The organism is Citrobacter sp. Cm038 (assembly GCF_030333105.1).
GTDB classification, from domain to species: Bacteria; Pseudomonadota; Gammaproteobacteria; order Enterobacterales; family Enterobacteriaceae; genus Citrobacter; species Citrobacter murliniae.
The window spans coordinates 1-24,006 of record NZ_JAOWGO010000026.1; the positions used below are offsets into that span (position 1 = coordinate 1).

The 24,006-nt window shown below is 48.8% G+C and carries 21 protein-coding genes; 12 read left to right on the forward strand and 9 right to left on the reverse strand.

Annotated elements, in window-relative coordinates; all coding sequences use genetic code 11:
• Positions 1-3: 3 nt before the first annotated feature.
• Complete coding sequence (locus OGY01_RS23145; protein ID WP_286493817.1) at positions 4-3,159, reverse strand: autotransporter outer membrane beta-barrel domain-containing protein; 3,156 nt, start codon at positions 3,157-3,159, stop codon at positions 4-6.
• A gap of 1,132 nt (positions 3,160-4,291) precedes the next feature.
• Here OGY01_RS23145 and OGY01_RS23150 point away from each other — a divergent pair.
• Positions 4,292-4,825, forward strand: a complete 534-nt coding sequence (locus tag OGY01_RS23150) for a response regulator transcription factor (RefSeq protein WP_045442694.1) — start codon at positions 4,292-4,294, stop codon at positions 4,823-4,825.
• A gap of 285 nt (positions 4,826-5,110) precedes the next feature.
• On the opposite strand, the gene dcp is transcribed toward OGY01_RS23150, so the two are convergent.
• Positions 5,111-7,153, reverse strand: a complete 2,043-nt coding sequence (gene dcp, locus OGY01_RS23155; RefSeq protein ID WP_286493849.1) for a peptidyl-dipeptidase Dcp — start codon at positions 7,151-7,153, stop codon at positions 5,111-5,113.
• 140 nt (positions 7,154-7,293) lie between these two features.
• Between dcp and ydfG the strand changes: the two genes are divergently transcribed.
• The 3 genes from ydfG (at position 7,294) to ydfZ (ending at position 9,207) form a co-directional block, all read left to right on the forward strand.
• Positions 7,294-8,040: a bifunctional NADP-dependent 3-hydroxy acid dehydrogenase/3-hydroxypropionate dehydrogenase YdfG gene (gene ydfG, locus OGY01_RS23160; RefSeq protein ID WP_045442692.1), complete on the forward strand. Its 747-nt coding sequence runs from the start codon at positions 7,294-7,296 to the stop codon at positions 8,038-8,040.
• 86 nt (positions 8,041-8,126) lie between these two features.
• The gene (gene rspR / locus OGY01_RS23165; RefSeq protein ID WP_045442691.1) at positions 8,127-8,813 is read left to right on the forward strand and encodes a DNA-binding transcriptional regulator rspR; all 687 of its coding nucleotides are present in this window, start codon (positions 8,127-8,129) and stop codon (positions 8,811-8,813) included.
• A 190-nt stretch (positions 8,814-9,003) separates the two neighbouring features.
• Positions 9,004-9,207, forward strand: coding sequence for a putative selenium delivery protein YdfZ (gene ydfZ, locus OGY01_RS23170; protein WP_045442690.1), 204 nt, complete (start codon positions 9,004-9,006; stop codon positions 9,205-9,207).
• A 76-nt stretch (positions 9,208-9,283) separates the two neighbouring features.
• Here the strand turns inward: ydfZ and OGY01_RS23175 are convergent, their stop codons facing one another.
• The 5 genes from OGY01_RS23175 to OGY01_RS23195 form a co-directional block, all read right to left on the reverse strand.
• Positions 9,284-10,750 carry a mannitol dehydrogenase family protein gene (locus OGY01_RS23175; protein WP_286493818.1) on the reverse strand — a complete coding sequence of 489 codons (1,467 nt, stop codon included), beginning with the start codon at positions 10,748-10,750 and terminating at the stop codon, positions 9,284-9,286.
• Between the two features lie 102 nt (positions 10,751-10,852).
• Positions 10,853-12,220 carry an MHS family MFS transporter gene (locus OGY01_RS23180; RefSeq protein ID WP_071828925.1) on the reverse strand — a complete coding sequence of 456 codons (1,368 nt, stop codon included), beginning with the start codon at positions 12,218-12,220 and terminating at the stop codon, positions 10,853-10,855.
• A 57-nt stretch (positions 12,221-12,277) separates the two neighbouring features.
• Entirely contained in the window at positions 12,278-13,297 is a 1,020-nt protein-coding gene (locus tag OGY01_RS23185) for a Zn-dependent oxidoreductase (RefSeq protein WP_045442687.1), read from the reverse strand.
• A gap of 14 nt (positions 13,298-13,311) precedes the next feature.
• A complete protein-coding gene (rspA, locus tag OGY01_RS23190; protein ID WP_048221489.1) occupies positions 13,312-14,526 on the reverse strand; it encodes a starvation-sensing protein RspA in 1,215 nt (404 codons plus the stop codon).
• Positions 14,527-14,633: 107 nt separating this feature from the next.
• On the reverse strand, positions 14,634-14,960 hold the full coding sequence (locus OGY01_RS23195; protein WP_200013001.1) for a YnfA family protein: 327 nt from the start codon (positions 14,958-14,960) through the stop codon (positions 14,634-14,636).
• 141 nt (positions 14,961-15,101) lie between these two features.
• Here OGY01_RS23195 and OGY01_RS23200 point away from each other — a divergent pair, with 141 nt between their 5' ends.
• The gene (locus tag OGY01_RS23200; protein ID WP_045442681.1) at positions 15,102-15,443 is read left to right on the forward strand and encodes a DUF1283 family protein; all 342 of its coding nucleotides are present in this window, start codon (positions 15,102-15,104) and stop codon (positions 15,441-15,443) included.
• Positions 15,444-15,479: 36 nt separating this feature from the next.
• Positions 15,480-16,040 (forward strand): spermidine N1-acetyltransferase, encoded by a 561-nt coding sequence (gene speG, locus OGY01_RS23205; protein ID WP_045442679.1) that lies wholly within the window; start codon positions 15,480-15,482, stop codon positions 16,038-16,040.
• A gap of 6 nt (positions 16,041-16,046) precedes the next feature.
• On the opposite strand, the gene OGY01_RS23210 is transcribed toward speG, so the two are convergent.
• Positions 16,047-16,757, reverse strand: coding sequence for a YnfC family lipoprotein (locus OGY01_RS23210; RefSeq protein ID WP_286493851.1), 711 nt, complete (start codon positions 16,755-16,757; stop codon positions 16,047-16,049).
• Between the two features lie 106 nt (positions 16,758-16,863).
• On the opposite strand from OGY01_RS23210, the gene OGY01_RS23215 reads away from it, so the two are divergent.
• The 6 genes from OGY01_RS23215 (at position 16,864) to clcB (ending at position 23,307) form a co-directional block, all read left to right on the forward strand.
• Positions 16,864-17,169: a DUF1161 domain-containing protein gene (locus OGY01_RS23215; RefSeq protein ID WP_045442674.1), complete on the forward strand. Its 306-nt coding sequence runs from the start codon at positions 16,864-16,866 to the stop codon at positions 17,167-17,169.
• A 149-nt stretch (positions 17,170-17,318) separates the two neighbouring features.
• Positions 17,319-19,757, forward strand: a complete 2,439-nt coding sequence (gene ynfE / locus OGY01_RS23220; RefSeq protein WP_286493853.1) for a selenate/tellurate reductase subunit YnfE — start codon at positions 17,319-17,321, stop codon at positions 19,755-19,757.
• Positions 19,758-19,767: 10 nt separating this feature from the next.
• A complete protein-coding gene (locus tag OGY01_RS23225) occupies positions 19,768-20,385 on the forward strand; it encodes a DMSO/selenate family reductase complex B subunit (protein WP_045442670.1) in 618 nt (205 codons plus the stop codon).
• 1 nt (position 20,386) lies between these two features.
• Positions 20,387-21,241 (forward strand): dimethyl sulfoxide reductase anchor subunit family protein, encoded by an 855-nt coding sequence (locus tag OGY01_RS23230; RefSeq protein WP_286493819.1) that lies wholly within the window; start codon positions 20,387-20,389, stop codon positions 21,239-21,241.
• A 42-nt stretch (positions 21,242-21,283) separates the two neighbouring features.
• On the forward strand, positions 21,284-21,898 hold the full coding sequence (gene dmsD, locus OGY01_RS23235) for a Tat proofreading chaperone DmsD (RefSeq protein ID WP_045442664.1): 615 nt from the start codon (positions 21,284-21,286) through the stop codon (positions 21,896-21,898).
• A gap of 119 nt (positions 21,899-22,017) precedes the next feature.
• A complete protein-coding gene (gene clcB / locus OGY01_RS23240; protein WP_284097235.1) occupies positions 22,018-23,307 on the forward strand; it encodes a voltage-gated ClC-type chloride channel ClcB in 1,290 nt (429 codons plus the stop codon).
• Here the strand turns inward: clcB and bioD are convergent.
• Positions 23,263-23,958 (reverse strand): dethiobiotin synthase, encoded by a 696-nt coding sequence (gene bioD, locus OGY01_RS23245; RefSeq protein ID WP_045442660.1) that lies wholly within the window; start codon positions 23,956-23,958, stop codon positions 23,263-23,265. The genes clcB and bioD overlap by 45 nt on opposite strands.
• Positions 23,959-24,006: the final 48 nt, after the last annotated feature.

Sequence of the window (24,006 nt, forward strand, 5' to 3'; positions counted from 1 at the left end):
GCATTAAAAGTTATACTTAATACCCACCATGGCATTGGTGTCACTGTATCCTTTATCCCCCATCTGGGCGCCGACATTGCCCCACAGATTGACCCGAGGGTTAATCTGTCCTTCAACACCCACTTTGACTTCACCAATGTTGCGGGCGCCAGCCTGGCTGATGTGGACATTATCCATGTTCACGTTATAACTGCGCGTATTATGCAACCAGTTGGCTTCAATGAACGGCTCGAAAGTACGGTCTTTGTTGTCATCCATCGCATGATGGCTCTTCAGGTACGTACGAAGGCCCAGGCGGGTTTGTACGTTACCGTCGCCACCGCTGCTAACGCGGGTTCCATTGGTTTCACGATGGTTGTCTGCTTTCACGCCCATCCAGGTGGCCTGGGCTTGTGGCTGGATAAACCATTCATTAAGCGTCCCTTTGCTGCCAGCAAACTCGCCCAGTTTCTGGGTGTAACCCGTCTCCAGCGAGGCCGTAAAGCCTTTAGACTTGTAGGATTCGCTGGCCAGTTGCTGCCCGTTAACCTGGTTGTTGAACCAGCTGTACTGGAGCCAGCTGTCCACATACAACCCTGCTTTATCCGCATCGCTGGCGAACCAGGTGCCGTAAGCGCCAACGCTGTAACCGTTTATGGAACCTTTTGAATCATAACCCGTGACGGAAGAGCGGGTAGAACTGTGGTTATTACCGTAACCCGCCATCAGACCCAGGTGGCCTCTGTTCAGGCCATCGGTTGACCACTGCGCAACATCGCCACCCAACTGTGCGACATAACTGTTGCTCTGTGTTTTCAACTGACCACTGCCATCACGCCAGTTATTATGGCTACCGACCTGGCGTAGCCACAGACTGGTAACTTTCTTCTCACCGGTCAGAGCATCAACGTACTGCGTTTCCCCCAGACGGTCGTGCAGACGGGTGTTGAATAACGTGTTCGCAGCCGCAATGTTTGCAAGATAGCTACCTGCTTCAGGGCGGTTAACATGTGTTTCATCAGAGGGGTCAACCGGCGGTGTTACAGGATCAACGGGAGGGTCAACAGGGTCCACCGGCGGCTCTACGGGATCGATAGGTGGATCCACGGGGTCAACGGGAGGATCAACAGGGTCAACCGGTGGCATTGTGTTGGTTAAATACCAGTTGCTGCTATTGTCGCCGGTACCGCGGACCAGTGAATAGTCATAAGCCCCGGCCACAATACGGCCCTTCTGGGTAAAGATACCGTCAGATTTACCGCCTACGCTGATAATCTCGATGCCATTTAGCGTGTAGTCACCATTACCCCCGGCATTGGTGACGCTAACATCGGTATTACCCGAGGTATTGCCAGTAACCACTAACTTATCAGTTACTGAACTGTCATTGCCCAGCACGGTATTAAGCAGCAGGTGCCCGCCATTTCCCGTGTAGTTGCCATTCACAGTCAGCGTGGTGCCTGCCACCGGTTTATATGCAGCGTCACGGTAACCTATCGTCACCGTGCCGCTGTTGTTCATGGAGCCGGTATGATAGTCGGTGACAGCTGCATTAACGCCATCCTGGCCGAGTGTGATCCAACCACGGTTATCAACATCGCCGCTGCCCAGGCCATCAGCAGATAACAACGTAATATTCCCGGAGTCATTGGTGGTGTTGGCGGTCATTCCCGCGCCACTACCGCTAATAATCACGCGGGCACCTTTAGTCAGTATCAGTTGCCCATCACCCGTCAAATCACCAGCAATGGTTCTGCCCCCCCAACCGTCTGTCATGGTCAGGGTGCCCTGGTTAAAGTCCAGTACACTGCCAGCTTCTGTCACTATGTTTCGCAAGGACTGAGCATGGCCGTTCATGTCGAACTTGCTGCCGCTGTGAACGGTCAGCAAGTGAGTATCCCCCAGTACATTATCGTTGCCCATTTTCAGGGTACCGGCGACCACATCAGTATTACCTGTGTAGCTGTTAGCATTGTTAGATAAGCTCACGTCGGTGTCGGTGTCGATACGCAAATCCCCGGTACCGGTGATTTTAGCACTGAGATCGGCGGCGTTGTCGGTGTTGCCTTCCGCATTCAGCGTCAGCGAATTGTCGCCCCTATTCACCAGTTCAAGCTCGACTAAGCCATAGTTAACATACAAGCCATCGCTATTATCGCCACTGGTCAGACGGTAATCGTAGGTAGCTTCAGCCGCGATATATCCGTTTCTTACAACAGTTGTGGTCACCTTATTTGAGATGACTTTACCGTCCTGGTCGATAAGGGTGAGATTGCCGCCATTCCCGGTGACCTTCCCGTTAGCGCCGATCAGCTCAACCATTGTCCCTGTATTATCCTGCTGAAGCAGCGGTGCAACGGAGTTTGGCGTTTGCGGCTGGTTATCAAAGAATCCATCGTTGGTGATTTTGACCGTCCCACTACCGGTCAAATCGAGTTCATTATTGGTCTCAATAACACGATCGCTGGTGGTAGTACCCGGCGAAACATCGCCAAATACCAGAGTACCGCCTTCAAAAACTAGCCCGCCAATATTTTGTGTTCCGGTACCAACGGTGGTGATATTCCCACTTCCGATATGCAGCGTCGCATTGGTGAGCGCGGTGGTATTGGTACTTTCCAGGGCGAAGTGGTCGTTTTTGAGAGTCACATCCCCGGCAAATTGATCGCCCGCCGCTGCGGTAAAGTTGAAATTTCCATTGTTGTTGTCGGCGATAAGAGCACCATCACCAACCAGTTTGTTATCAAAATCAAATTTGCCTGTGGTTTGCGCGATCAGGGTGGCGCCGTTCGTAATATTGATTTCATCCGTACCGAAATCGTCGTGAGTTGACGATGCGTTTTTATCCGTCGTCACCGTACCGGTGATATTCCCGTTACTCCCCGCGTAGGGCTGGTTCGCACCCACGATGCGCGCTTTACCGGAAACGATAGCGTGCTCATCGCCTGAAAGTGAATTTGAGAAAGACGAACCGTCGGTATAGACAATACCACTTACGTCATGGGCGCTTACCCCGCCAGCAATAATCAGTAACGCCGGGGCAATAATTAATGTACTTTTAATTCCGTTATAACTGGTTCCTTTAGAGAAAGAGCTTTTTACCTTCCCTTTTCCTAATTCTGAAACAACAGTCCACGCCATAAGTGAATGGTTCCAGACGATATTATAAATAGTATTCATAAATTTCAGCCATACCCTTCAGGTAGTTAAGATTTTGGTATGAGATTTTTCCCAAACCTATATAAGGTCAAGCTCCGTAGATGATATCGCCTGCATATGTGCTTAGTTGCATAATGAAAAAGGTAGCGCAGCCACCTTATAGGTAATACTTTCATTTTTTACATTTACAGGAAGGGATACCTTCATAGGTCAGAATTAGAAGTGAATCAGTTAAGCATGCTCATTCCTGCATAGACAGCGGCACATGTTCAGAATGAATAGATTTTTAATCTCCCCCCGCAATAATAACCAAGGGGTAGTAACTCAGGACTCTGATATATTTCACACAGAACATTTTTAAATGAAAGTCATTAAACTACAGATAACACTTTCACAACATACAAATGAATATCCTTACATTCTAATTCACGAAAAGTTAGCTAAACACAGGCACAAGTGCAGATTATGGCAAGCCATTTCTTGATTTATCGAATAATAACGCCGCTCCATAATTATTCAAAGTTTAATCGGGATGATAATGACAATTTAGGATCTTTCCATGCAAATGAAGCTTGACTCCTAAAATCACCATTAGCGCGTGGCGTTTTACAAATTAATAATATCCTACCTCTTGCACGCCAATTCAGACAGCGTTTTAACGGGCTATCAGTAATCAATACTTTTGAATCAATAGAATCAAACTATTAATAACTTTCGGATATTCAGCACAGCCAACCTTCAAATGAAACATTTAGTATTACTTTAGTTTTGATATTTGTTTTTTACATTAAAATCAAATAGATATCACAGTATGATTTGTGACACATTAATTTGTTCAAATTGCAATCAACACAATATAACCAATTAAAAATCATAAGGTTATGCAACACTGCTTTTGAAATTAAAACTATTCAATCGTTGTTTTTATGATATTAATTTGCATTATGTGTTTTTTTTGTTTTTTATATGCAGCGAAATTAACGAGAAGCGTGTCATTGTTACGCCCTGCTCAACACTTATTGTTTCATTAGTTATTGTTTGGTAGCAAACCATTTGCAAGAGATATGTGGTGAACTACTTAGCTCTTAAGGAACTCACAAAGTGATACTGTAATTTGGGGGGACTTAGGTAATTTACGACTGTGAGTGCTGTTATGCGCATCATTACTGAAAATTTATATCTTCATATAGGACTATCTTCGTTAGTTAAGAATGCATTCGATGAGAGCAAAACCAAGAGGCTTGTCTTTATAGATATCACATATCTGTCAGAGCTATCGGCTGCTGATTTTGACGGGTTTATTGTTTATATTACACCCAAAAAATATAACATTGGATGGAAGGAGTTGTTTTCAACTGAGGTTAAACAGGGAGAAACCATAGATATGACAATGTCAGTGAAAGACATCAGGAAAAAGATTAATGCCTTAACTTGTGGCAGTAATGATGTTATTAACAGCGTTCAACATCGATATAGGTTATCAGAAAAGGAAGTCGCCACCATTCATGCTCTTGCCTGCGGCATCACTCCCGACACCTGCAGTCTACTTACTGGCAATAGCATTAAAACCATTAGCTCCCATAAAAGGAGTGCAATGACAAAGCTTGGGCTAAAAACCCAACAGGATCTTATTAACACCTTAAATTTATTAATCAAATATATGAAAATCATCCATACGATTGAATAGCCAGACTTATCAGCACCAGGCAACGAACCTCAAATCCGCCCTGTTTATGCCTTCCCGGTCCTTTATCGCCTGATTTGTGCGGCAAACTCTGATGACCATGTTTTCCTGATGGTCAATTTTGGCTGTTTTATATTCAGTCCCCGCAAGGGACTGAGTAATAAACTGGATGATGCGGCTCGTCAGTACGAATAACGACCGCTCTGTGAATCAGGTGAAGCTTTTGGGAACGAAATCCAGGACAAAACCGGGTTTTACACCCGGTTCTTCACTCTATTTGAACAAGCCTTACGCGCTTAACCCACGATGGGCCAGCATAGGCTCCATACGCGGATCACGACCACACCACTGACGATAAAGTTCAGCGAGATCAGAACTGTTACCACGCGATAAAATCGCCTCACGGAATTTTTGCCCATTCTCGCGGTTTAATCCCCCTTGCTCAACAAACCACTGATAACCATCGTCAGCCAGCATTTGCGTCCACAGATAGGCGTAATAGCCTGCGGCATAACCACCGCCGAAGATATGGGCAAAATAACTGCTGCGATAGCGTGGCGGAACAGCCTCGAGGTTTAACGCCTCCTCTTCCAGCGCCTGTTGCTCAAACTCGTCTACTGATGAAAATGATTCGTTCCCGTCCAGACTGTGCCAGTGCATATCCAACAACGCTGCACTCAGCAGCTCAGTCATATCGTAACCCTTGTTAAACAGGCTGGCTCGTCGCATCTTGTCCTGCAACGTCTGGGGCATAGTTTCCCCCGTTTCAACATGGCGAGCAAAACGGGCAAAAACCTGCGGATGACTCGCCCAGTGCTCATTAATCTGCGATGGAAACTCAACGAAATCGCGTGGAGTATTGGTTCCTGACAGCGTTGCATATCGTTGTGTAGCGAACAATCCATGCAGGGTATGCCCAAACTCATGAAACAGTGTGATGACATCATCCCACAACAGCAACGCCGGCTGACCGTTCGCGGGTTTCTGATAGTTGCACACGTTGTAAATCACGGGTCTGGTTTCGTTAAGCACCGATTGCTCAACAAAATTCCCCATCCAGGCACCACCGCTTTTCGTTTCCCGTGCAAAGAAATCACCATAGAACAGTGCCAACCCCACACCGTCGTGATCGAAAATTTCCCACACTCGCACATCAGGGTGATAAACAGGAATGTCAAAACGCTCAATAAATTTAATGCCAAAGAGCTGATTTGCCGTCCAGAACACACCGTCACTGAGCACTGTCTCTAAAGCAAAATAGGGCTTGAGTTGAGCCTCATTAAGCGCATATTTTTCACGGCGTACCTGTTCGGCATAAAAGGCCCAGTCCCAGGCCTGGGCACTAAATCCAGCCTGTTCTTGATTAATCGCTTTCTGAATTTCGTTTTGTTCAGCTAACGCTCGCTGACGCGCTGCCGGAACGATAGCCCGCATAAAAGAAAGCGCCGCCTCCGGAGTTTTTGCCATCTGATCCGCAATTTTCCACGCAGCATAATTCGCGAAGCCGAGTAATCTGGCTTGCTGGGCACGGATTTCCACCAGCCGACGAATAATTGCGCGGGTATCATTTGCATCGTTTTTTTCAGCTCGAGTCCAGCCGTTGGTAAACAGATTTTCGCGAGTCTGACGATCGCGTAACACAGCAAGCGCAGGTTGTTGGGTGGTATTCAGTAATGGAATAACCCAGTGGGCAGTTAGCCCCCTCTCCTTTGCTGCCTGAGCGGCAATAGCCAGCTCATCCGCGCTTAAGCCATCCAGCAGTCGGACATCATCTACCACCAGACCGCCTGATTTATTCGCCGCGAGCAATCGCTGATTAAACTGGCTGGTTAAGGTGGCCGATTCTGTATTGAGTGCTTTCAGGCGAGTTTTATCGGCCTCATTAAGCTGCGCGCCTGCCAGAACAAAACGCTGGTGAACCACTTCCAACAAACGTAATGATTCGCTGTCCAGCTTCAGTGATCCACGCTGTTGCCAGACGGCATCTACACGCGCAAAAAGTGCGCTATCGAGATAAATATCATTCGCCAGCGCTGCAAGCTCGGCGGAAAATTCCTCATCAAGCCGCTGTAGTTCATCGTTCGTGTGCGCCGCGGTCATCGCAAAGAAAACACTGGTAACACGCGTTAACAATGCCCCGCTTTGTTCAAGCGCCAGCAGCGTATTCGCAAAATCAGGAACCTGTGGGTTTTGCGCAATTGCAGCGATTTCAGCTCGTTTTTGCCGCACACCTTCATCAAAAGCGGGACGATAATGACACTCTTTAATTTGATCAAATTGTGGGGCCTGATAAGGCAAGGTGCTGCATTGCAAAAAAGGGTTCGTTAACAACATCTTTCACTCCTGAAAACGATTTGTTTATTAGAGTATGCCTCGCGGGAATCGACCGCAATCTCGTTAAGCAGCAATAGCCCTGAACAGAAATGACGTGCTATGGTAATAGCACATAAAAAGCGTTGAGGAACAGTGAGATGATCGTTTTAGTAACCGGAGCAACCGCAGGTTTTGGTGAGTGCATTACGCGTCGTTTTATTGAGAATGGGCATAAAGTTATTGCCACCGGACGCCGTCAGGAGCGCCTGCAGGAGCTGAAAGATGAGTTGGGCGACAACATCTACACCGCACAACTTGATGTCCGTAATCGCGCGGCTATTGAAGAGATGCTGGCATCCCTCCCTGCACAATGGCGCAACATTGACATTCTGGTCAACAATGCGGGCCTGGCGTTGGGTCTCGAACCTGCCCATAAGGCCAACGTCGATGACTGGGAAACGATGATAGATACCAACAACAAAGGTCTGATTTATATGACCCGAGCCGTCCTGCCGGGCATGGTCGAACGCAATCGCGGTCATATTATCAATATCGGCTCTACCGCCGGTAGCTGGCCGTATGCTGGTGGTAACGTTTATGGCGCGACAAAGGCATTTGTTCGCCAGTTCAGTCTGAATTTACGTACGGACTTACATGGAACAGCGGTGCGCGTTACCGATATTGAGCCGGGCCTGGTTGGAGGGACGGAGTTCTCTAATGTGCGTTTCAAAGGTGATGATGATAAAGCCGGAAAAACCTACGAAAACACCACAGCACTGACACCGGAAGATGTTACCGAGGCAGTTTGGTGGGTTGCTTCGTTACCTGCCCATGTCAACATTAACACCCTTGAAATGATGCCAGTCACACAGTCTTTTGCAGGTCTTAGCGTCCATCGGCGTTAATTTTTATACCCGGCCTCGTGCCGGGTATAGATAGCATCAAATAAGTGATAAAGTAGACAGGTTAACTCTCTAAAAAGTAAGAATGAATGACCGTAGAAACGCAGCTCAACCCTACACAGCCAGTAAATCAGCAGATTTACCGTATTCTTCGTCGCGACATCGTGCATTGCCTGATTGCACCTGGCACACCGCTTTCTGAGAAAGAGGTTTCCGTACGCTTTAATGTGTCACGCCAACCCGTTCGCGAAGCATTCATTAAACTGGCGGAGAACGGTCTGATTCAGATCCGTCCGCAGCGCGGCAGTTACGTTAATAAAATCTCAATGACCCAAGTACGCAATGGCAGTTTTATCCGCCAGGCCATTGAGTGTGCTGTGGCGCGTCGGGCTGCATCAATGATCACTGAAAGCCAGTGCTACCAACTGGAGCAAAATCTTCATCAGCAACGCATTGCCATTGAGCGCAAGCAACTTGATGACTTTTTTGAGCTTGATGATAACTTCCATCAACTTCTTACCGAGATTGCCGACTGTCAGTTAGCGTGGGACACCATTGAAAACCTGAAAGCAACCGTTGACCGGGTGCGCTATATGAGTTTTGACCATGTTTCACCACCAGAAATGTTGTTGCGCCAGCATATGAATATTTTTTCTGCGCTACAAAAACACGATGGCGATGCAGTAGAACGCGCCATGACGTTGCATTTGCAAGAGATCAGCGAATCCGTGCAACAAATCCGCCAGGAAAATAGCGACTGGTTCAGCGAAGAATAACCCTTGTCTCACCTCGTACAGAGGTGAGCTTCCCCGTACTTTATCCCTGTCTGCATATCCACATAAAAAAAGCTGTGATTTTGATCGAAAACAAAAAAAATCCTTAACGATAAGCGTATTTATATTGCGCCCGTTACGTGGGAGTAAAAGCCCACGGGCTTTAACGGTAAGTTGGAAAGGAGAAAACACCATGAAAACATACGATCGTAACCGTAACGCAATTACTACTGGCAGCCGTGTCATGATTAGCGACACCGGAATCACTGGTCGAATCAAAACAATTGACACCGATGGTCTGACCGCTGAACAAATTCGTCGCGGTAAAACAGTGGAAATTGAAGGTTGTGAAGGCAAATATGCCCCCCTCGAACTGATTCGTCTGGGAATGAACTAATTGGTGTGAATGCCAGAAAATAACGCGCCATCTGGCTGTAGTAAAAGCCGGATGGCGACATATAAGTTTTACTGTGTTACTTCAATTTCGCGGCATACTTCGCAACCGTTGCCTTCGCTCCATCAGCCAGCAAAGCAAGATACGCTTCTGTGACTTTGGTTTTGAACCGTTCAACCTGAGGCAGTTCGCGGCCAAAAATCGCATCGATAGCCAGTAAAGCCTGCACACGATCTTCACCTTCATTACTGTTCTGCACCACATTCTGGATAATCGGTAATAGCGGATCGTTAACGTCAATCGCTTGTCCCTGTTCATCAACACCGCCGACATAGCGCATCCAGCCCGCTACGCCCAGTGCCAGCAGATCGAAACGACTGTCGTGCACAAGATGCCAACGGACGGAATCGAGCATACGCTGAGGCAGTTTTTGGCTACCGTCCATCGCAATTTGCCAGGTGCGGTGACGCAATGCCGGGTTACTGTAACGGGCGATCAGCCGATCGGCATATCCTTGTAAATCCACGCCCTGCACTTTCAGTGTCGGTGCCTGTTCCTGCAACATTAGCTCACGCGCTGCCCGGAGGTAATTTTCATCTTCCATACAGTCATTGATATGCTGATAACCAGCCAGATACCCCAGATATGCGAGGAATGAATGGCTGCCGTTCAACATACGCAGTTTCATCTCTTCATAAGGAAGCACACTGCTGACCAGTTCAGCACCCGCTTTTTCCCATTCCGGGCGTCCGGCGACAAAGCTATCTTCTATAACCCATTGACGGAACGGCTCACAGGCTACGCCAGCCGGATCTCGCACACCAGTAAGTTGTTCAATTTTATCAAGCGTGTCGGCCGTCACCGCCGGTACAATACGGTCAACCATGGTCGAAGGGAAAGTGACGTTTTCAACAATCCATTTCTCCAGCTCGACATCAATTGCATGAGCATAACAAGTGACAACGTCACGAATAACTTGACCGTTTTCTGGCATGTTATCGCAAGACATCACAGTAAACGCTGGTAAGCCTGCGGCTTTACGGCGTGCCAGTGCCTCAATGATAACCCCCACTGCTGTTTTGGGCTGATGAGGATTGTTCAGATCGGCGACAATCATTGGGTGATCCAGCATTAACTGTCCGGTCGCTGGAGCGTGGAAATAGCCTTTTTCGGTGATGGTCAGGGAGACGATAGCGATTTGCGGTTCACACATGGCTGCCAGTACTGTTTCTAAACCATCCAATTCCACATGAAGTGCTTTTTTCACAACGCCAACTACACGAGCAGTCCATGCATTGGCAGACATTTCCGCGACGGTATAGAGATTATCTTGTTGCTTAAGATCGGCGATTTGCTGTTCGCCACCAATCAGGTTCACCTCATAATAACCCCAGTCGCTGCTGTGCTCAGCGGCCAGGATATCAGCGTAAACACCCTGATGCGCGCGGTGAAATGCGCCAAAGCCTAAATGCACTATCCGAGGTACCAACTTATTACGATCATAGACAGGGAGCGTGGCCTTTGCTGATAACAAATTATTTCCCATGACAATTCCTTTAATTTAAATATGGCAAGCTGACTGTTTTGTTTTATGAAAGATTATTTAACAGTAAAAAACCCTTCTCCAGTTAGAGAAGGGTTTCAGAATTTACACGCTTCTTGAAGGTTGTACTGCACTTACAGTGCGCGGTTGCTCTTCCGCAGCATCTTCCAGCGCACTTAAATCTCGGTCTTTCACTTCTGGCATTTTAAGCGCAGAGATTAAACCGATAACAGAGTAAGACATAATCATCACCGCAATCGGATACCAGGATTGAGTCATGGTACAGAAAATACCGGCCAGGATAGGACCAAAACCAGAAGCGATAAGACCGCCAATTTCTTTGGAAATTGCCATCCTGGTAAAACGATCTTTGCAACCGAACATCTCTGCCATGGTAATGTTTTCCAGAGCAAATAATCCCAGTACCGCACAGTTATGAATTACAATCAGGGCAATCATAATAGTGCTCGGGGCATAGGTTTTATCCACGATGATAGACAACATTGGCCATGCCAGCACAATGGCTGAAGTATTCATAATGATATAGGGAACACGACGACCAATTTTATCGGATAACCAACCGAGGAAAGGAATCGTCATAAAACCGATAATGGAACTGATCATCAATGCATCGGTTGGAATTGCTTTATTGAACAGCAGAGTTTGGACTAAATAACCGGCAAGGAAGGTTTGAATCAGACCTGAGTTTCCTGCCTGTCCAAAACGCAGACCCGTTGCCAGCCAGAAAGATTTACTCTGGAACATGCTGCCGGAAGAAACCGCTACTGGTGCGGATTGCTTGCTGTCATTCACCTTCTCAAAGACAGGGCTTTCTTTCAGGTTCAGACGCAACCAGATAGCGAAGACCATTACCACCACACTCGCCAGGAATGGAATACGCCATCCCCACGCCAGCAGTTGTTCTTTGTCGAGAATAAAGAACATAAAGGCCCAGATTGCTGTTGCACTTAAGGTCCCACAGTTCGTTCCCATCGCCACGAACGAGGAGATAATGCCGCGTTTACCTTTCGGCGCATATTCCGCCAGCATCGTACCCGCACCAGAAATTTCCGCGCCAGCACCCAGCCCCTGAATAATACGCAGAGTGACCAGTAAGATTGGAGCAAAAACACCAATCTGTGCATAGGTTGGCAACACACCAATTAAGGTGGTACAGATCCCCATCATGGTGATTGTAATAAAGAGTACTTTTTTACGCCCTATTCTGTCACCCATTTTCCCGAAGAAAAATGCGCCGACAATACGTGCGACATAGCCAGCACCGTAGGTTCCCATTGCCAGAATCAATGCCATCGCAGTTGATGATTCAGGAAAAAATATTTCATGAAACACCAATGCTGCACCAAGCGAATACAACTGAAAATCCATAAACTCAAGAGCAGTCCCTAGCCAGCCGGATATCGCGGCTTTCACTAAATCCTTTGTGCTTCTTTCATGTTTTTCTATTGTCATAATTGTTATCTCTGAAAAAGAGGTAAGATGCGTACTACTTACTCGCCGTTATTTATATTATTCAGAAAAAGTGAGTAAAACTTTGCAGCAGTGTTTCTGATCCTGTTCAAATAAACTAATAGCATCAGCAACATGCTGGTAATCAAATGTATGGGTAATTAATTTATCAGGATTAATTAACCCTGTACTTAACCAGTCAATAACCACTGGGAATTTATTCGCATTTAACCGGGAAGAGAATATAGAGAGCTCCTTACCGGTGATTCCTTGCTGAATGACTTCAGACGGCTCGCTGGAAAAGCCCATTAACACAATCCGTGCCGCCGGAGAAGCCAGCGTAACCGCTTCTTTCAAAATTGAAGGATGACAAGCCGCATCGATAATTAATGTAGGTTTGATGCCTTTTTCCGCAAAAATCTCGCCAAGTGGTGTCTGACTGTTATTAATCGCCCAGTTCGCTCCGCTCTCTTTAGCTTTTTCCAGACGTTCATCAATGCGATCAGCAACAATCACGTTTTTGACGTTATAGACCCCTTTTAATACCTGAACGATGGTCAGGCCAATCGGGCCTGCGCCATACACCAGTACGATGTCGTCTTCGGTTGGTTTACCATGTCCGGTAACGTTCGCAGCAATAGTAAAAGGTTCGATCATTACTGCAAATTTATCTGCAACTCCATCGGGGATCTTCCAGGCATTTTTCGCCGGAACAACGGCATATTCACTGAAACCGCCATCAGCATGGACGCCGAGTACTGCTAACGTTGTGCAAACATTCGGCTTACCAATAGAGCACGGATAGCAATGTCCACAGCTCACTACCGGGTCTACCGCAACACGCTCACCGACCCTGGCGCTGTCCACTCCTTCGCCAACTGCATCAATCACGCCAAAAAACTCGTGACCAATAACACGCGGATATTTCGCAAAAGGATTATGTCCACGATATATATGGCTATCCGATCCACAAATCCCTGCAAGTTTCACTTTTACCCGCACTTCACCCGCTGCCGGGTTAGGAATTTCACGTTCGATAATTGCCAGTTGATTCGGTTTTTCAATTAAAATGCTTTTCATTATTGTATGACTCCTTACCAGTTCCACAATGTGCCATCTTCCAGGCGCGCGACGGGCAGATAAGCCGGATCGTACGGATATTTCGCCGCGAGTTTTTCGTCGAACTCGATACCCAGACCCGGCTTGTCGCCTGGGTGCATGTAGCCGTTATCGAATGTCCAGTTATGCGGGAAGACTTCCAGCATCTGCTCGGAGTACCCCATATATTCCTGAACACCGAAGTTCGGAACCCACAAATCAAAATGCAGTGCGGCGGCCATACATACCGGAGACAGATCTGAAGGACCGTGAGAGCCGGTACGGACCTGGTATAAAGAGGCAAAATCAGCAATGCGACGCATACCAGTGATGCCACCGGCATGGGTAATGGTGGTACGAATGTAGTCGATCAGCTGTTCTTCAATCAGCTGTTTGCAATCCCAGATGCTGTTAAAGACTTCCCCTACCGCAATGGGTGTGACCGTATGCTGGCGTATCAGACGGAAGCACTCCTGGTTTTCAGCAGGTGTCGGATCTTCCATCCAGAACAGGCGGTATTGTTCAATGCTTTTGCCAAAACGAGCGGCCTCAATCGGCGTCAGACGATGGTGCATGTCGTGCAGAAGATGTTCGTTAAAACCAAATTTGTTGCGTACGGCTTCAAACAGCTTAGGCGTGAAATCGAGGTATTTTTCCGTCGACCACAGTTGCTCTTCCGGCCACTGGCCTTTGGTAGCAGGTTCGTAGGCCAGACCTTTACCTTTAGACATCCCGTAGGTCGTTTTCATACCCGGTACGCCACACTGCACGCGAATCGCTTTGAAGCCCATCTCTTTATGACGGGCGTAATCTTCCAGCACGTCATCAACGGTATGGCCTGTTGTGTGGCAGTAAACCATCACGCCTTCGCGGGATGCGCCCCCGAGCAACTGATACAGCGGCATGTTCGCGGCCTTCGCTTTGATGTCCCACAGCGCCATATCGACAGCAGAAATTGCTGACATGGTTACCGGACCACGACGCCAGTAAGCGCCTTTGTAAAAGAATTGCCAGATGTCTTCAATGCGGTGCGCGTCACGCCCAATGAGCTGCGGACACACGTGATCTTTAAGGTAGGATGCAACGGATAACTCTCGTCCGTTCAGCGTGGCATCCCCCAGCCCGGTGATCCCGTCCTCCGTCGTGATTTTCAGTGTGACAAAATTACGTCCCGGACAGGTGACAAAAACTTCAGCCCCTACAATCTTCATTCTTTATTCCTTACATCTCTTCTTGTGATGCAGGAAATTTACTCAACTGAGCTACTACCATACAAGTATGATGATCAAAAAAACGCTAACCGGTCACAAAAAAGGCGCTATGCGCGCCCCCATCCCGCTACGATGATCAACATTCCGCATAGTGCGATCAGCGCACCAGACCAGTCATACAGACTGAGTTTTACGCCATCAACAATGCGAAGCCACAGAAGCGCAGTAACGACATAAACTCCACCATAAGCGGCATATACCCGCCCGCTCGCTGCCGGATGCAACGTCAGCAGCCAGACAAATGCGGCCAACGACACGCCTGCCGGGATCAGCAACCATGCTGTCGCACCGCGCTTTAGCCATAGCCAGGGCAAAAAACAGCCCATTATTTCGCACAACGCTGTTATGAAAAAAAGTAGTGTGGTCTTAAGCATTGAAGTTATTCAGTTACATTAGGTTTAAGCATGATACGACAGAATACTGATATCCGCCGACCGGGTATGCCCTACAGCCGGAATAGTGTAGAATTTAGCCCTGTTTTATCGTTTTTCTCGTTCTCATAAAAGGAATTCGCCATGAATAATACACTGAGCAAACGCCTGTGTCTGACGGCAATGCTGACGCTGGCGGCAGTTGTCTACACCTCTTCCTCATTTGCTGAAACCAGCAAACTGATCATTGAGTCCGGAGACAGTGCACAAAGCCGTCAACAAGCTGCAATGGAAAAGGAGCAATGGAACGATACGCGCAATTTGCGTCATAAGGTCAACACGCGTGTAGAGAAAGAGTGGGACAAAGCCGACGCGGCATTTGACAGCCGTGATAAGTGCGAACAGAGCGCTAATATCAATGCTTACTGGGAACCTAATACTCTGCGCTGCTTAGACCGCCGCACTGGCCGTACCGTTGCACCATAATAGTTGTACTCACCAAAGGAATTGTAAGGATACGATATGACAAGCGCCCTCAGTGTTAAGCTGCGCCCGCTGGAGCGTGAAGATTTGCGATTTGTTCATCAGCTTGATAATAACGCCAGCGTCATGCGTTACTGGTTCGAAGAACCATACGAAGCGTTCGTTGAGCTGTCAGATCTCTATGATAAGCACATCCACGACCAAAGCGAACGACGCTTTGTCGTCGAGTGTGACGGTGAAAAAGCAGGACTGGTGGAGCTGGTTGAAATAAACCATGTACACCGTCGGGCTGAATTTCAGATCATTATTTCCCCGGATTTCCAGGGCAAAGGCCTGGCCACGCGAGCAGCAAAACTGGCGATGGATTATGGCTTCACCGTACTTAATTTATACAAGCTGTATCTGATCGTTGATAAGGAAAACGAAAAAGCCATTCATATCTACCGCAAACTTGGATTTATGGTAGAAGGTGAATTGATCCATGAATTCTTTATCAATGGCCAATACCGTAACACCATCCGTATGTGTATCTTCCAGCATCAGTATCTGGCGGAACACAAAGCACCAGGCTCCAACCTGTTACAACCTACTGCGCAGTAATAGCGGTTAGTAGTAGTCAATGGTGTTTTTAATTGAGTAACGATGTTCAACTGCCGGCTTCACGCTCTCGTCTACAATCACAAGCTGGCAGTTGATCGGATTCGCATAATCATCATATTCACACGTCTGTTTGACGTTATCTACAGGGTGATCGTTCAGCAAACTCACAGCGGTATAATCCAGTTTTTTCAACGGATCGGCTGATGGACTGGCCTTCACCTGCAACGTGTTATCCTTGCTGATAGTTGTTTTTCCCAGCGGATACCCTTCAGCATCATACCGGTACTGTACCTTCATTTCTTTCCCGGTTGCGGAGACAACAAAGCCATTATCGTCTGTATCCCACACCACTCCCGCAGACGGCAATTCCGCCAACTGACATTTACCCTGTAGCCGGATCCTTTTTTCCATCGTTTCAGCATCACGGTAGTAGTTGGCGTCCAGCACTAACGCCATTCCGGTATTGTTTTCCACATCGTGCAGTTCCAGCGTGTCAAAACACCCTTCCTGTGAGAGCGCACCGTTAACACGTTTCGTAACTTCACCTTTATCATTAAGCAGCGTCTGACTGAAATCCTTCACCGGACCACGCAGCGGATCGAAATCGAATTCATTGGAGAAACTGGCCATCTCCGGCGTAAAGGAAACCAGTCCTTTGGCGTTGTCACAGCCTACCAGCACCACACACAGGAAACCTAACAGCGTCTGTTTCTTCACATTTTTCACCGGGATAAAGAGATAATTCTCAATCATATTAGCAAATACAGTTATTTACACCAGAAATGCTAATCTTAGTTAATGTCTGTCATGAAAGGAGTTGATGATGAAATTCACCACAGGAATTGCCGCGAGCTTGCTGATAATCGCTTCTCCGCAGGTTCTGGCTGCGCCAGCCTCATGCGAGAGAGTTAAAAGTGATATCGAGCAACGCATCATTAATAATGGTGTTGCGGAATCGAGCTTTACGCTGAATATCGTGCCCAACGACCAGGCCGATCAACCGGATTCCCAGGTTGTCGGGCACTGTGCGAACGATACACATAAGATCCTCTATATCCGTACCAACAGCGGAAATACCTCCACTAATAATAGCGCTGCCCAGGATGGGCACGCAGCCGAACCGCAATAAATCCCCCCCTCCGTTCGCGGAGGGTTATCCCTGGTTTGATATGCATTAATACGGCGTACCCATAAGTAGGTAAAATAACCCCATCATTAGCATGCTATTTATTTCGTTGTAAAATCAAATATATAGCGATAACTAAAATGGGGTGAATGATGTCTGAAGTAAAGCAATATGGAGGTATTAGTCGTAGAGAGTTAGTTAAATCCTCAGCGATAGGATCGCTAGCGCTTGCAGCTGGGGGTATCTCGCTCCCCTTTGGAATGCGTACCGCAGCCGCTGCGGTGCAACAGGCGATACAACCAGCTAAAGAAAAAGTGGTTTGGGGGGCTTGTTCCGTGAACTGCGGCAGCCGGTGTGCTCTGCAACTCCACGTTAAAGATGACGAGGTGGTGTGGGTTGAATCTGATAACACAGGGGATGATATCTATGGTCATCACCAGGTTCGAGCCTGCCTGAGAGGCCGTTCGATTCGTCGGAGAATTAACCATCCGGACCGGCTTAATTACCCCATGAAACGCGTTGGCAAACGTGGCGAGGGTAAATTTGAGCGCATTAGCTGGCAGGAAGCACTAGATACCATCAGCGCCAGCTTGAAAAATACAGTGCAGAAGTACGGTAACGAGGCGGTGTATATCAACTACACCTCAGGCATTGTGGGCGGCAATATTACACGCTCCTCCCCTTACGCCTCGCTGGTTGCTCGTATGATGAACTGCTATGGCGGTTTCCTTAGTCATTATGGTACTTACAGTACCGCGCAAATCGCTGCCGCAATGCCCTACACCTACGGCTCAAACTTAGGTAACAGCACCTCTGATATCGAAAACACAAAACTGGTGGTGATGTTCGGCAATAACCCCGCTGAAACGCGCATGAGCGGAGGCGGTATCACGTACTTCCTGGAACAAGCCCGGGAACGTTCAAATGCCCGAATGATTGTCATCGATCCGCGTTATACCGACACCGCAGCCGGTCGTGAAGACGAGTGGATCCCTATCCGCCCAGGCACAGACGCTGCACTGGTAGCGGGGATCGCATGGGTGCTCATTAATGAGGCGCTTGTCGATCAGGAATTTCTCGACAAATACTGCGTCGGTTATGACGAGAAAACGCTTCCGGCAGACGCGCCAGCCAACGGACACTACAAGGCCTATATCCTGGGCGACGGCCATGACGGTATCGCTAAAACACCACAGTGGGCATCTCATATCACCGGGATCCCAGCCGACCGTATTATTAAACTGGCGAGAGAAATCGGCAGTACAAAACCGGCTTACATTTGTCAGGGCTGGGGGCCACAGCGCCAGGCTAACGGGGAACTTGCCTCACGCGCTATTGCGATGCTGCCTATTCTTACCGGCAATGTCGGCATTAACGGCGGCAACAGTGGTGCACGTGAGTCAACCTACACCATTACGATTGAACGCATGCCGATACCGGAAAACCCGGTCAAAACGCAGATTTCCGTCTTTACCTGGACAGACGCTATCACCCGTGGCCCGGAAATGACCGCCCTCCGGGATGGTGTGCGTGGTAAAGATAAACTCGACGTACCGATTAAATTTATCTGGAACTACGCAGGTAACACCATCACTAACCAGCATTCAGATATCAATAAAACGCACGAGATCCTCCAGGATGACACGAAATGCGAAATGATCGTGGTCATTGAGAATTTTATGACGTCCTCGGCCAAATATGCCGATATCCTGCTACCTGATTTGATGACCGTCGAACAGGAAGACATCATTCCTAACGATTACGCTGGCAACATGGGATATCTCATTTTCATTCAACCGGCAACATCTCCAAAGTTTGAACGTAAGCCGATCTACTGGATTATGAGCGAAGTCGCGAAACGTCTTGGCGACGACGTATATCAAAAGTTTACTGAAGGACGCACTCAGGAGCAGTGGTTACAGTATTTGTACGCAAAAATGCTGGCAAAAGACCCTGCACTCCCTTCGTATGATGAACTGAAGAAAATGGGGATCTATAAACGAAAAGATCCTAACGGACACTTTGTCGCCTACAAAAAATTCCGTGAAGATCCTGAGGGAAATCCGCTTAAAACACCTTCGGGCAAGATTGAAATCTATTCCAGCCGGCTGGCAAAAATTGCCAGTACCTGGGAACTGCAAAAAGATGAAGTCATTAGCCCACTTCCTGTCTATGCGTCAACATTTGAAGGCTGGGACGATCCCAAACGCAACACATTCCCGCTCCAACTGTTTGGTTTTCATTACAAATCTCGTACGCACTCAAGCTACGGCAATATTGACGTCCTGCAGGCATCATGTCGCCAGGAAGTCTGGATAAACCCTGTGGATGCGCAGAAACGTGGGATTGCCAATGGCGATATGGTGCGGGTATTTAACGACCGTGGCGAGGTACGAATTCCCGCAAAAGTGACGCCACGCATTCTCCCAGGAGTCAGCGCAATGGGCCAGGGTGCCTGGCACGACGCCGATATGTCTGGCGACAAAATTGACCATGGCGCATGTGTGAACACACTAACGACCCAACGTCCGTCACCGTTAGCCAAAGGCAACCCACAGCATACAAACCTGGTCGAGATTGAGAAGGTTTAAGGATTAGCTTATGAATGCGCAATACGGATTTTTTATTGATTCCGCCCGTTGCACGGGTTGTAAGACCTGCGAACTGGCCTGTAAAGACTATAAAGATTTAACTCCGGATGTTAGTTTCCGCCGTATTTACGAATACGCAGGTGGCGACTGGCAGGAAGATAACGGTGTCTGGCACCAGAATGTCTTTGCTTATTACCTCTCCATCGCGTGTAACCACTGCGAAGATCCGGCCTGTACAAAGGTCTGCCCGAGCGGCGCAATGCACAAGCGCGAAGATGGCTTTGTTGTCGTGGATGAGGACGTGTGTATTGGCTGTCGCTATTGTCATATGGCCTGCCCTTACGGCGCGCCGCAGTACAATGCCGCCAAAGGGCATATGACCAAATGCGACGGCTGCCACGATCGTGTTGCCGAAGGGAAAAAACCAATCTGCGTTGAATCCTGCCCGCTACGTGCGCTGGATTTCGGCCCGATTGATGAACTGCGTAAAAAGCACGGAGAGCTGGCTGCCGTTGCGCCACTGCCCGGTGCACACTTCACTAAACCGAATATCGTGATCAAACCTAACACCAATAGCCGTCCAACCGGGGATACCTCCGGTTATCTGGCAAACCCGAGGGAGGTGTAAAATGGGAAATGGATGGCATGAATGGCCGCTGGTACTGTTTACAGTTCTCGGTCAATGCGTGGCTGGCGCGCTTATTGTTAGCGGACTGTGTTGGTTTACTGCCAAAGACGATGCCGCAAGAAAACATATCGTTCGCAGCATGTTCTTTCTGTGGGTAGTAATGGGAGTCGGGTTTCTTGCCTCGGTAATGCACCTGGGTTCACCACTTCGTGCGCTTAACTCACTAAACAGAGTTGGCGCATCAGCGCTGAGTAATGAAATCGCCAGTGGATCGCTTTTTTTTGCGGTTGGTGGATTCTGGTGGCTGGTGGCTTTTCTCGATAAAATGCCGACCACATTAGGTAAAATCTGGCTACTGGTGAGCATGATCCTCGGCGTAGTGTTTGTCTGGGCAATGACGAACGTTTATCAGATAGATACGGTGCCAACCTGGTATAATGGATATACCACCACGGCATTTTTCATGACCGTGCTGCTGACTGGCCCACTATTCGCCGCGCTCCTGTTGCGTGTCGTTGGCGTCTCATTTAACGCCGCCACATTCGCTACTATTAGTGTGCTGGGTTTGCTAATTTGCATGGCCGTCATTGTTCTACAGGGCATGTCACTTGGCGCTATCCACAGTTCAGTACAACAGGCAAATTCACTGGTTCCTGACTATGGAATTCTGCAGGTTTGGCGCATCATGCTGCTGACCGCGGGTCTGGGTTGCTGGATTTGCCCTCTGATCCGTCGCAAAGACCCGCACATTGCAGGGCTGGCGTTGGGTTTAATTTTAGTGCTTGCCGGTGAACTCATCGGACGTGGCTTGTTTTATGGTTTGCATATGACAGTCGGTATGGCTGTTGCAGGTTAACTTTCGAGTGCGGGGAGACCCGCACTTTTCAGGATTGTTTGCATGACCCATTTTTCACAACGTGACAACTTTTCTACCGCGGCGCGCGTGCTGGGAGCGCTGTTTTACTTTGCGCCAGACAGCGATGAAGCGGCTCCGTTAGTCTCATCATTAACCGCCGATGGCTGGCAGGCCCAGTGGCCGCTGTCAGAGAATATCCTCTCCCCGCTGGTTGTACAGTTTCAGACCGAAGTCGATGAAACGCTCCCAGAGGCCTGGCAGCGTTTGTTTATCGGTCCTTATACGCTTCCCTCTCCGCCCTGGGGCTCAGTCTGGCTGGATCGTGAGAACGTTCTATTTGGCGACTCAACGCTGGCATTACGTCAGTGGATGCGTGACAACGGCATCCAGTTTGAAATGCAGCAGAATGAACCGGAAGATCACTTTGGCTCCCTGTTGTTACTGACTGCCTGGCTTGCCGAAAACGAACGTCACACCGAGTGCGAACAATTGCTGGCCTGGCATCTGTTACCGTGGTCCGCACGTTTCCTTGAGGTCTTTACCGAAAAAGCGGATCATCCGTTTTATCAGGCTCTGGGAGAACTGGCTCGCCTGACGCTGGCAGAATGGCAGTCGCAGTTATTGATCCCCGTAGCCATTAAGCCGCTATTTCGTTAATTTCTTCCGTGGCAGGGTTTTGCCCTGCCGTTTTGTCCGGCGTTTCGCACGCGGTGCTTTTGCTTCCAGCAACAATTCCCCGCAAAATAGATCGTCTGAATTTTCCTGTCTGGCAAACCATGCATCATTTACATGCTTATCCTGACCTGCGCACCATGTTTCGCCGCCTGCTGTTTGCCGCACTGACTGGCATTCTGGCCGCGTTAGCCGTCGCAGGGTTTCGCCACGCCATGCTACTCCTTGAATGGCTTTTCCTGAGCAACGATACGGGCAGTTTAGTTAATGCGGCCACGAACCTGTCACCACTGCGTCGGATGCTCACACCTGCGTTAGGTGGACTTGCTGCAGGGTTACTGCTCTGGGGCTGGCAAAAATTCAACCAGTTGCGTCCGCAAGCGCCCACAGATTATATGGAAGCTTTGCAAACTGACGGGCAGCTCGACGTTGGCGCAAGCCTGGTGAAATCGCTGGCGTCATTACTGGTTGTCGCCAGCGGGAGTGCCATTGGTCGGGAAGGTGCAATGATCTTGCTGGCAGCGTTGGCAGCCTCATGTTTTGCCCAACGCTTTACACCGCGTACAGAATGGAAACTGTGGATTGCCTGCGGTGCTGCCGCTGGTATGGCCGCAGCCTATCATGCGCCACTGGCGGGCAGTTTGTTTATTGCCGAAGTTCTGTTTGGCACATTGATTCTGGCATCGTTGGGACCGGTGGTCGTATCTGCCGTCGTTGCACTGTTGACCACGGATGTGCTCAGCGACAGCAACGCCCTGCTATATACCGTGCACTTATCGGGGGAGCTGCATGCGCTTGAGTATGTGATGATTGTCTGCACCGGTCTGGTTGCTGGGGTTTGCGGACCACTCTTCATATGGCTTATGACCATCAGCCACAACGTATTTTTACGTCTGAAGCTTTCACCTCCGTGGCAACTGGCATTGGGAGGACTTATTGTTGGCCTGCTCTCGTTACTGACACCGACTGTCTGGGGAAATGGTTACAGCGTAGTGCAGTCGTTTTTACTCTCCCCACCGCTGTTGTCGATTGTCAGTGGGATTTTTATCTGCAAATTACTCGCTGTGCTCGCCAGCAGTGGGTCAGGCGCGCCTGGGGGCGTGTTTACGCCAACTCTGTTTGTCGGACTGTCAATTGGTATGCTGTTTGGTCGCGTGTGGGGACTCTGGCTTCCCGGTACGGATGAGATTGCAGTTCTGCTTGGATTAGCGGGGATGGCCACACTCTTAGCTGCAACAACGCATGCGCCGATCATGTCAACATTGATGGTTTGCGAGATGACCGGGGAGTATCGTCTGCTCCCCGGCTTGTTGATTGCTTGTGTCGTTGCTTCAGTGCTGTCCCGAACGTTACACCAGGACTCTGTCTACCGACAACACATTACCCAGCATTGACAGGCGGATGTACTGGGCCAACTCGCGCTGCTCAGCGCGAGGCAGGTAAGGCAATTCGCCAATCAGCGGTGCCGGTAACTTTTTGCTGAGCACATCAATGATTTCCGCATAATGCGCCAGCCCCGGATTGATTCGGTTCGCTACCCAGCCAATTAGCGGCAGTCCATCGCTGGCGATAGCCTGCGCCGTCAGAATGGCATGATTAATACAGCCTTCCTGAATACCCACCACCATCAACACGGGCAGTTGTTCCTGCACCACCCACTCCGATAAAGGACGCAGATCGTTCATCAGACTGCGCCAGCCACCGGTACCTTCGACGACAACGTGATCAACCTTCTCGCTCAGACTCGCAAGCCCGTTTGACAACAAGGTGTAATTGACAGGGCCGCTATGTGCCACGCTACTTTCGTCTTCGCTCAGAGCAATAGGGTTGATTGCCTCGTAAGGCAATTCAATTGAAGAAACACTTTGCAGCACCAGCGCATCTTTATTGCGCATACCTTCAGGTGTTTCTTTGCTTCCTTTGGCCACGGGTTTATAACCCGCAACACTTTTACCACCTGACGCTAACGCTTGTAGTAATGCGCGGGAAACCACTGTCTTCCCAACAGAAGTGTCTGTACCTGTAATAAAGAAACGCTTCAGCATCACTAACTCCACCGTTATGCTTCGAAATATAAGCCAGGAAAATAAAAC

Coding starts and splice junctions, on each gene's coding strand:
- OGY01_RS23145 (WP_286493817.1), bottom strand. CDS start 3,159: ATGAATACTATTTATAATATCGTCTGGAACCATTCACTTATGGCGTGG.
- OGY01_RS23150 (WP_045442694.1), top strand. CDS start 4,292: ATGCGCATCATTACTGAAAATTTATATCTTCATATAGGACTATCTTCG.
- ydfG (WP_045442692.1), top strand. CDS start 7,294: ATGATCGTTTTAGTAACCGGAGCAACCGCAGGTTTTGGTGAGTGCATT.
- rspR (WP_045442691.1), top strand. CDS start 8,127: ATGACCGTAGAAACGCAGCTCAACCCTACACAGCCAGTAAATCAGCAG.
- ydfZ (WP_045442690.1), top strand. CDS start 9,004: ATGAAAACATACGATCGTAACCGTAACGCAATTACTACTGGCAGCCGT.
- OGY01_RS23175 (WP_286493818.1), bottom strand. CDS start 10,750: ATGGGAAATAATTTGTTATCAGCAAAGGCCACGCTCCCTGTCTATGAT.
- OGY01_RS23180 (WP_071828925.1), bottom strand. CDS start 12,220: ATGACAATAGAAAAACATGAAAGAAGCACAAAGGATTTAGTGAAAGCC.
- OGY01_RS23185 (WP_045442687.1), bottom strand. CDS start 13,297: ATGAAAAGCATTTTAATTGAAAAACCGAATCAACTGGCAATTATCGAA.
- rspA (WP_048221489.1), bottom strand. CDS start 14,526: ATGAAGATTGTAGGGGCTGAAGTTTTTGTCACCTGTCCGGGACGTAAT.
- OGY01_RS23195 (WP_200013001.1), bottom strand. CDS start 14,960: ATGCTTAAGACCACACTACTTTTTTTCATAACAGCGTTGTGCGAAATA.
- OGY01_RS23200 (WP_045442681.1), top strand. CDS start 15,102: ATGAATAATACACTGAGCAAACGCCTGTGTCTGACGGCAATGCTGACG.
- speG (WP_045442679.1), top strand. CDS start 15,480: ATGACAAGCGCCCTCAGTGTTAAGCTGCGCCCGCTGGAGCGTGAAGAT.
- OGY01_RS23215 (WP_045442674.1), top strand. CDS start 16,864: ATGAAATTCACCACAGGAATTGCCGCGAGCTTGCTGATAATCGCTTCT.
- ynfE (WP_286493853.1), top strand. CDS start 17,319: ATGTCTGAAGTAAAGCAATATGGAGGTATTAGTCGTAGAGAGTTAGTT.
- OGY01_RS23225 (WP_045442670.1), top strand. CDS start 19,768: ATGAATGCGCAATACGGATTTTTTATTGATTCCGCCCGTTGCACGGGT.
- OGY01_RS23230 (WP_286493819.1), top strand. CDS start 20,387: ATGGGAAATGGATGGCATGAATGGCCGCTGGTACTGTTTACAGTTCTC.
- dmsD (WP_045442664.1), top strand. CDS start 21,284: ATGACCCATTTTTCACAACGTGACAACTTTTCTACCGCGGCGCGCGTG.
- clcB (WP_284097235.1), top strand. CDS start 22,018: ATGCATCATTTACATGCTTATCCTGACCTGCGCACCATGTTTCGCCGC.
- bioD (WP_045442660.1), bottom strand. CDS start 23,958: ATGCTGAAGCGTTTCTTTATTACAGGTACAGACACTTCTGTTGGGAAG.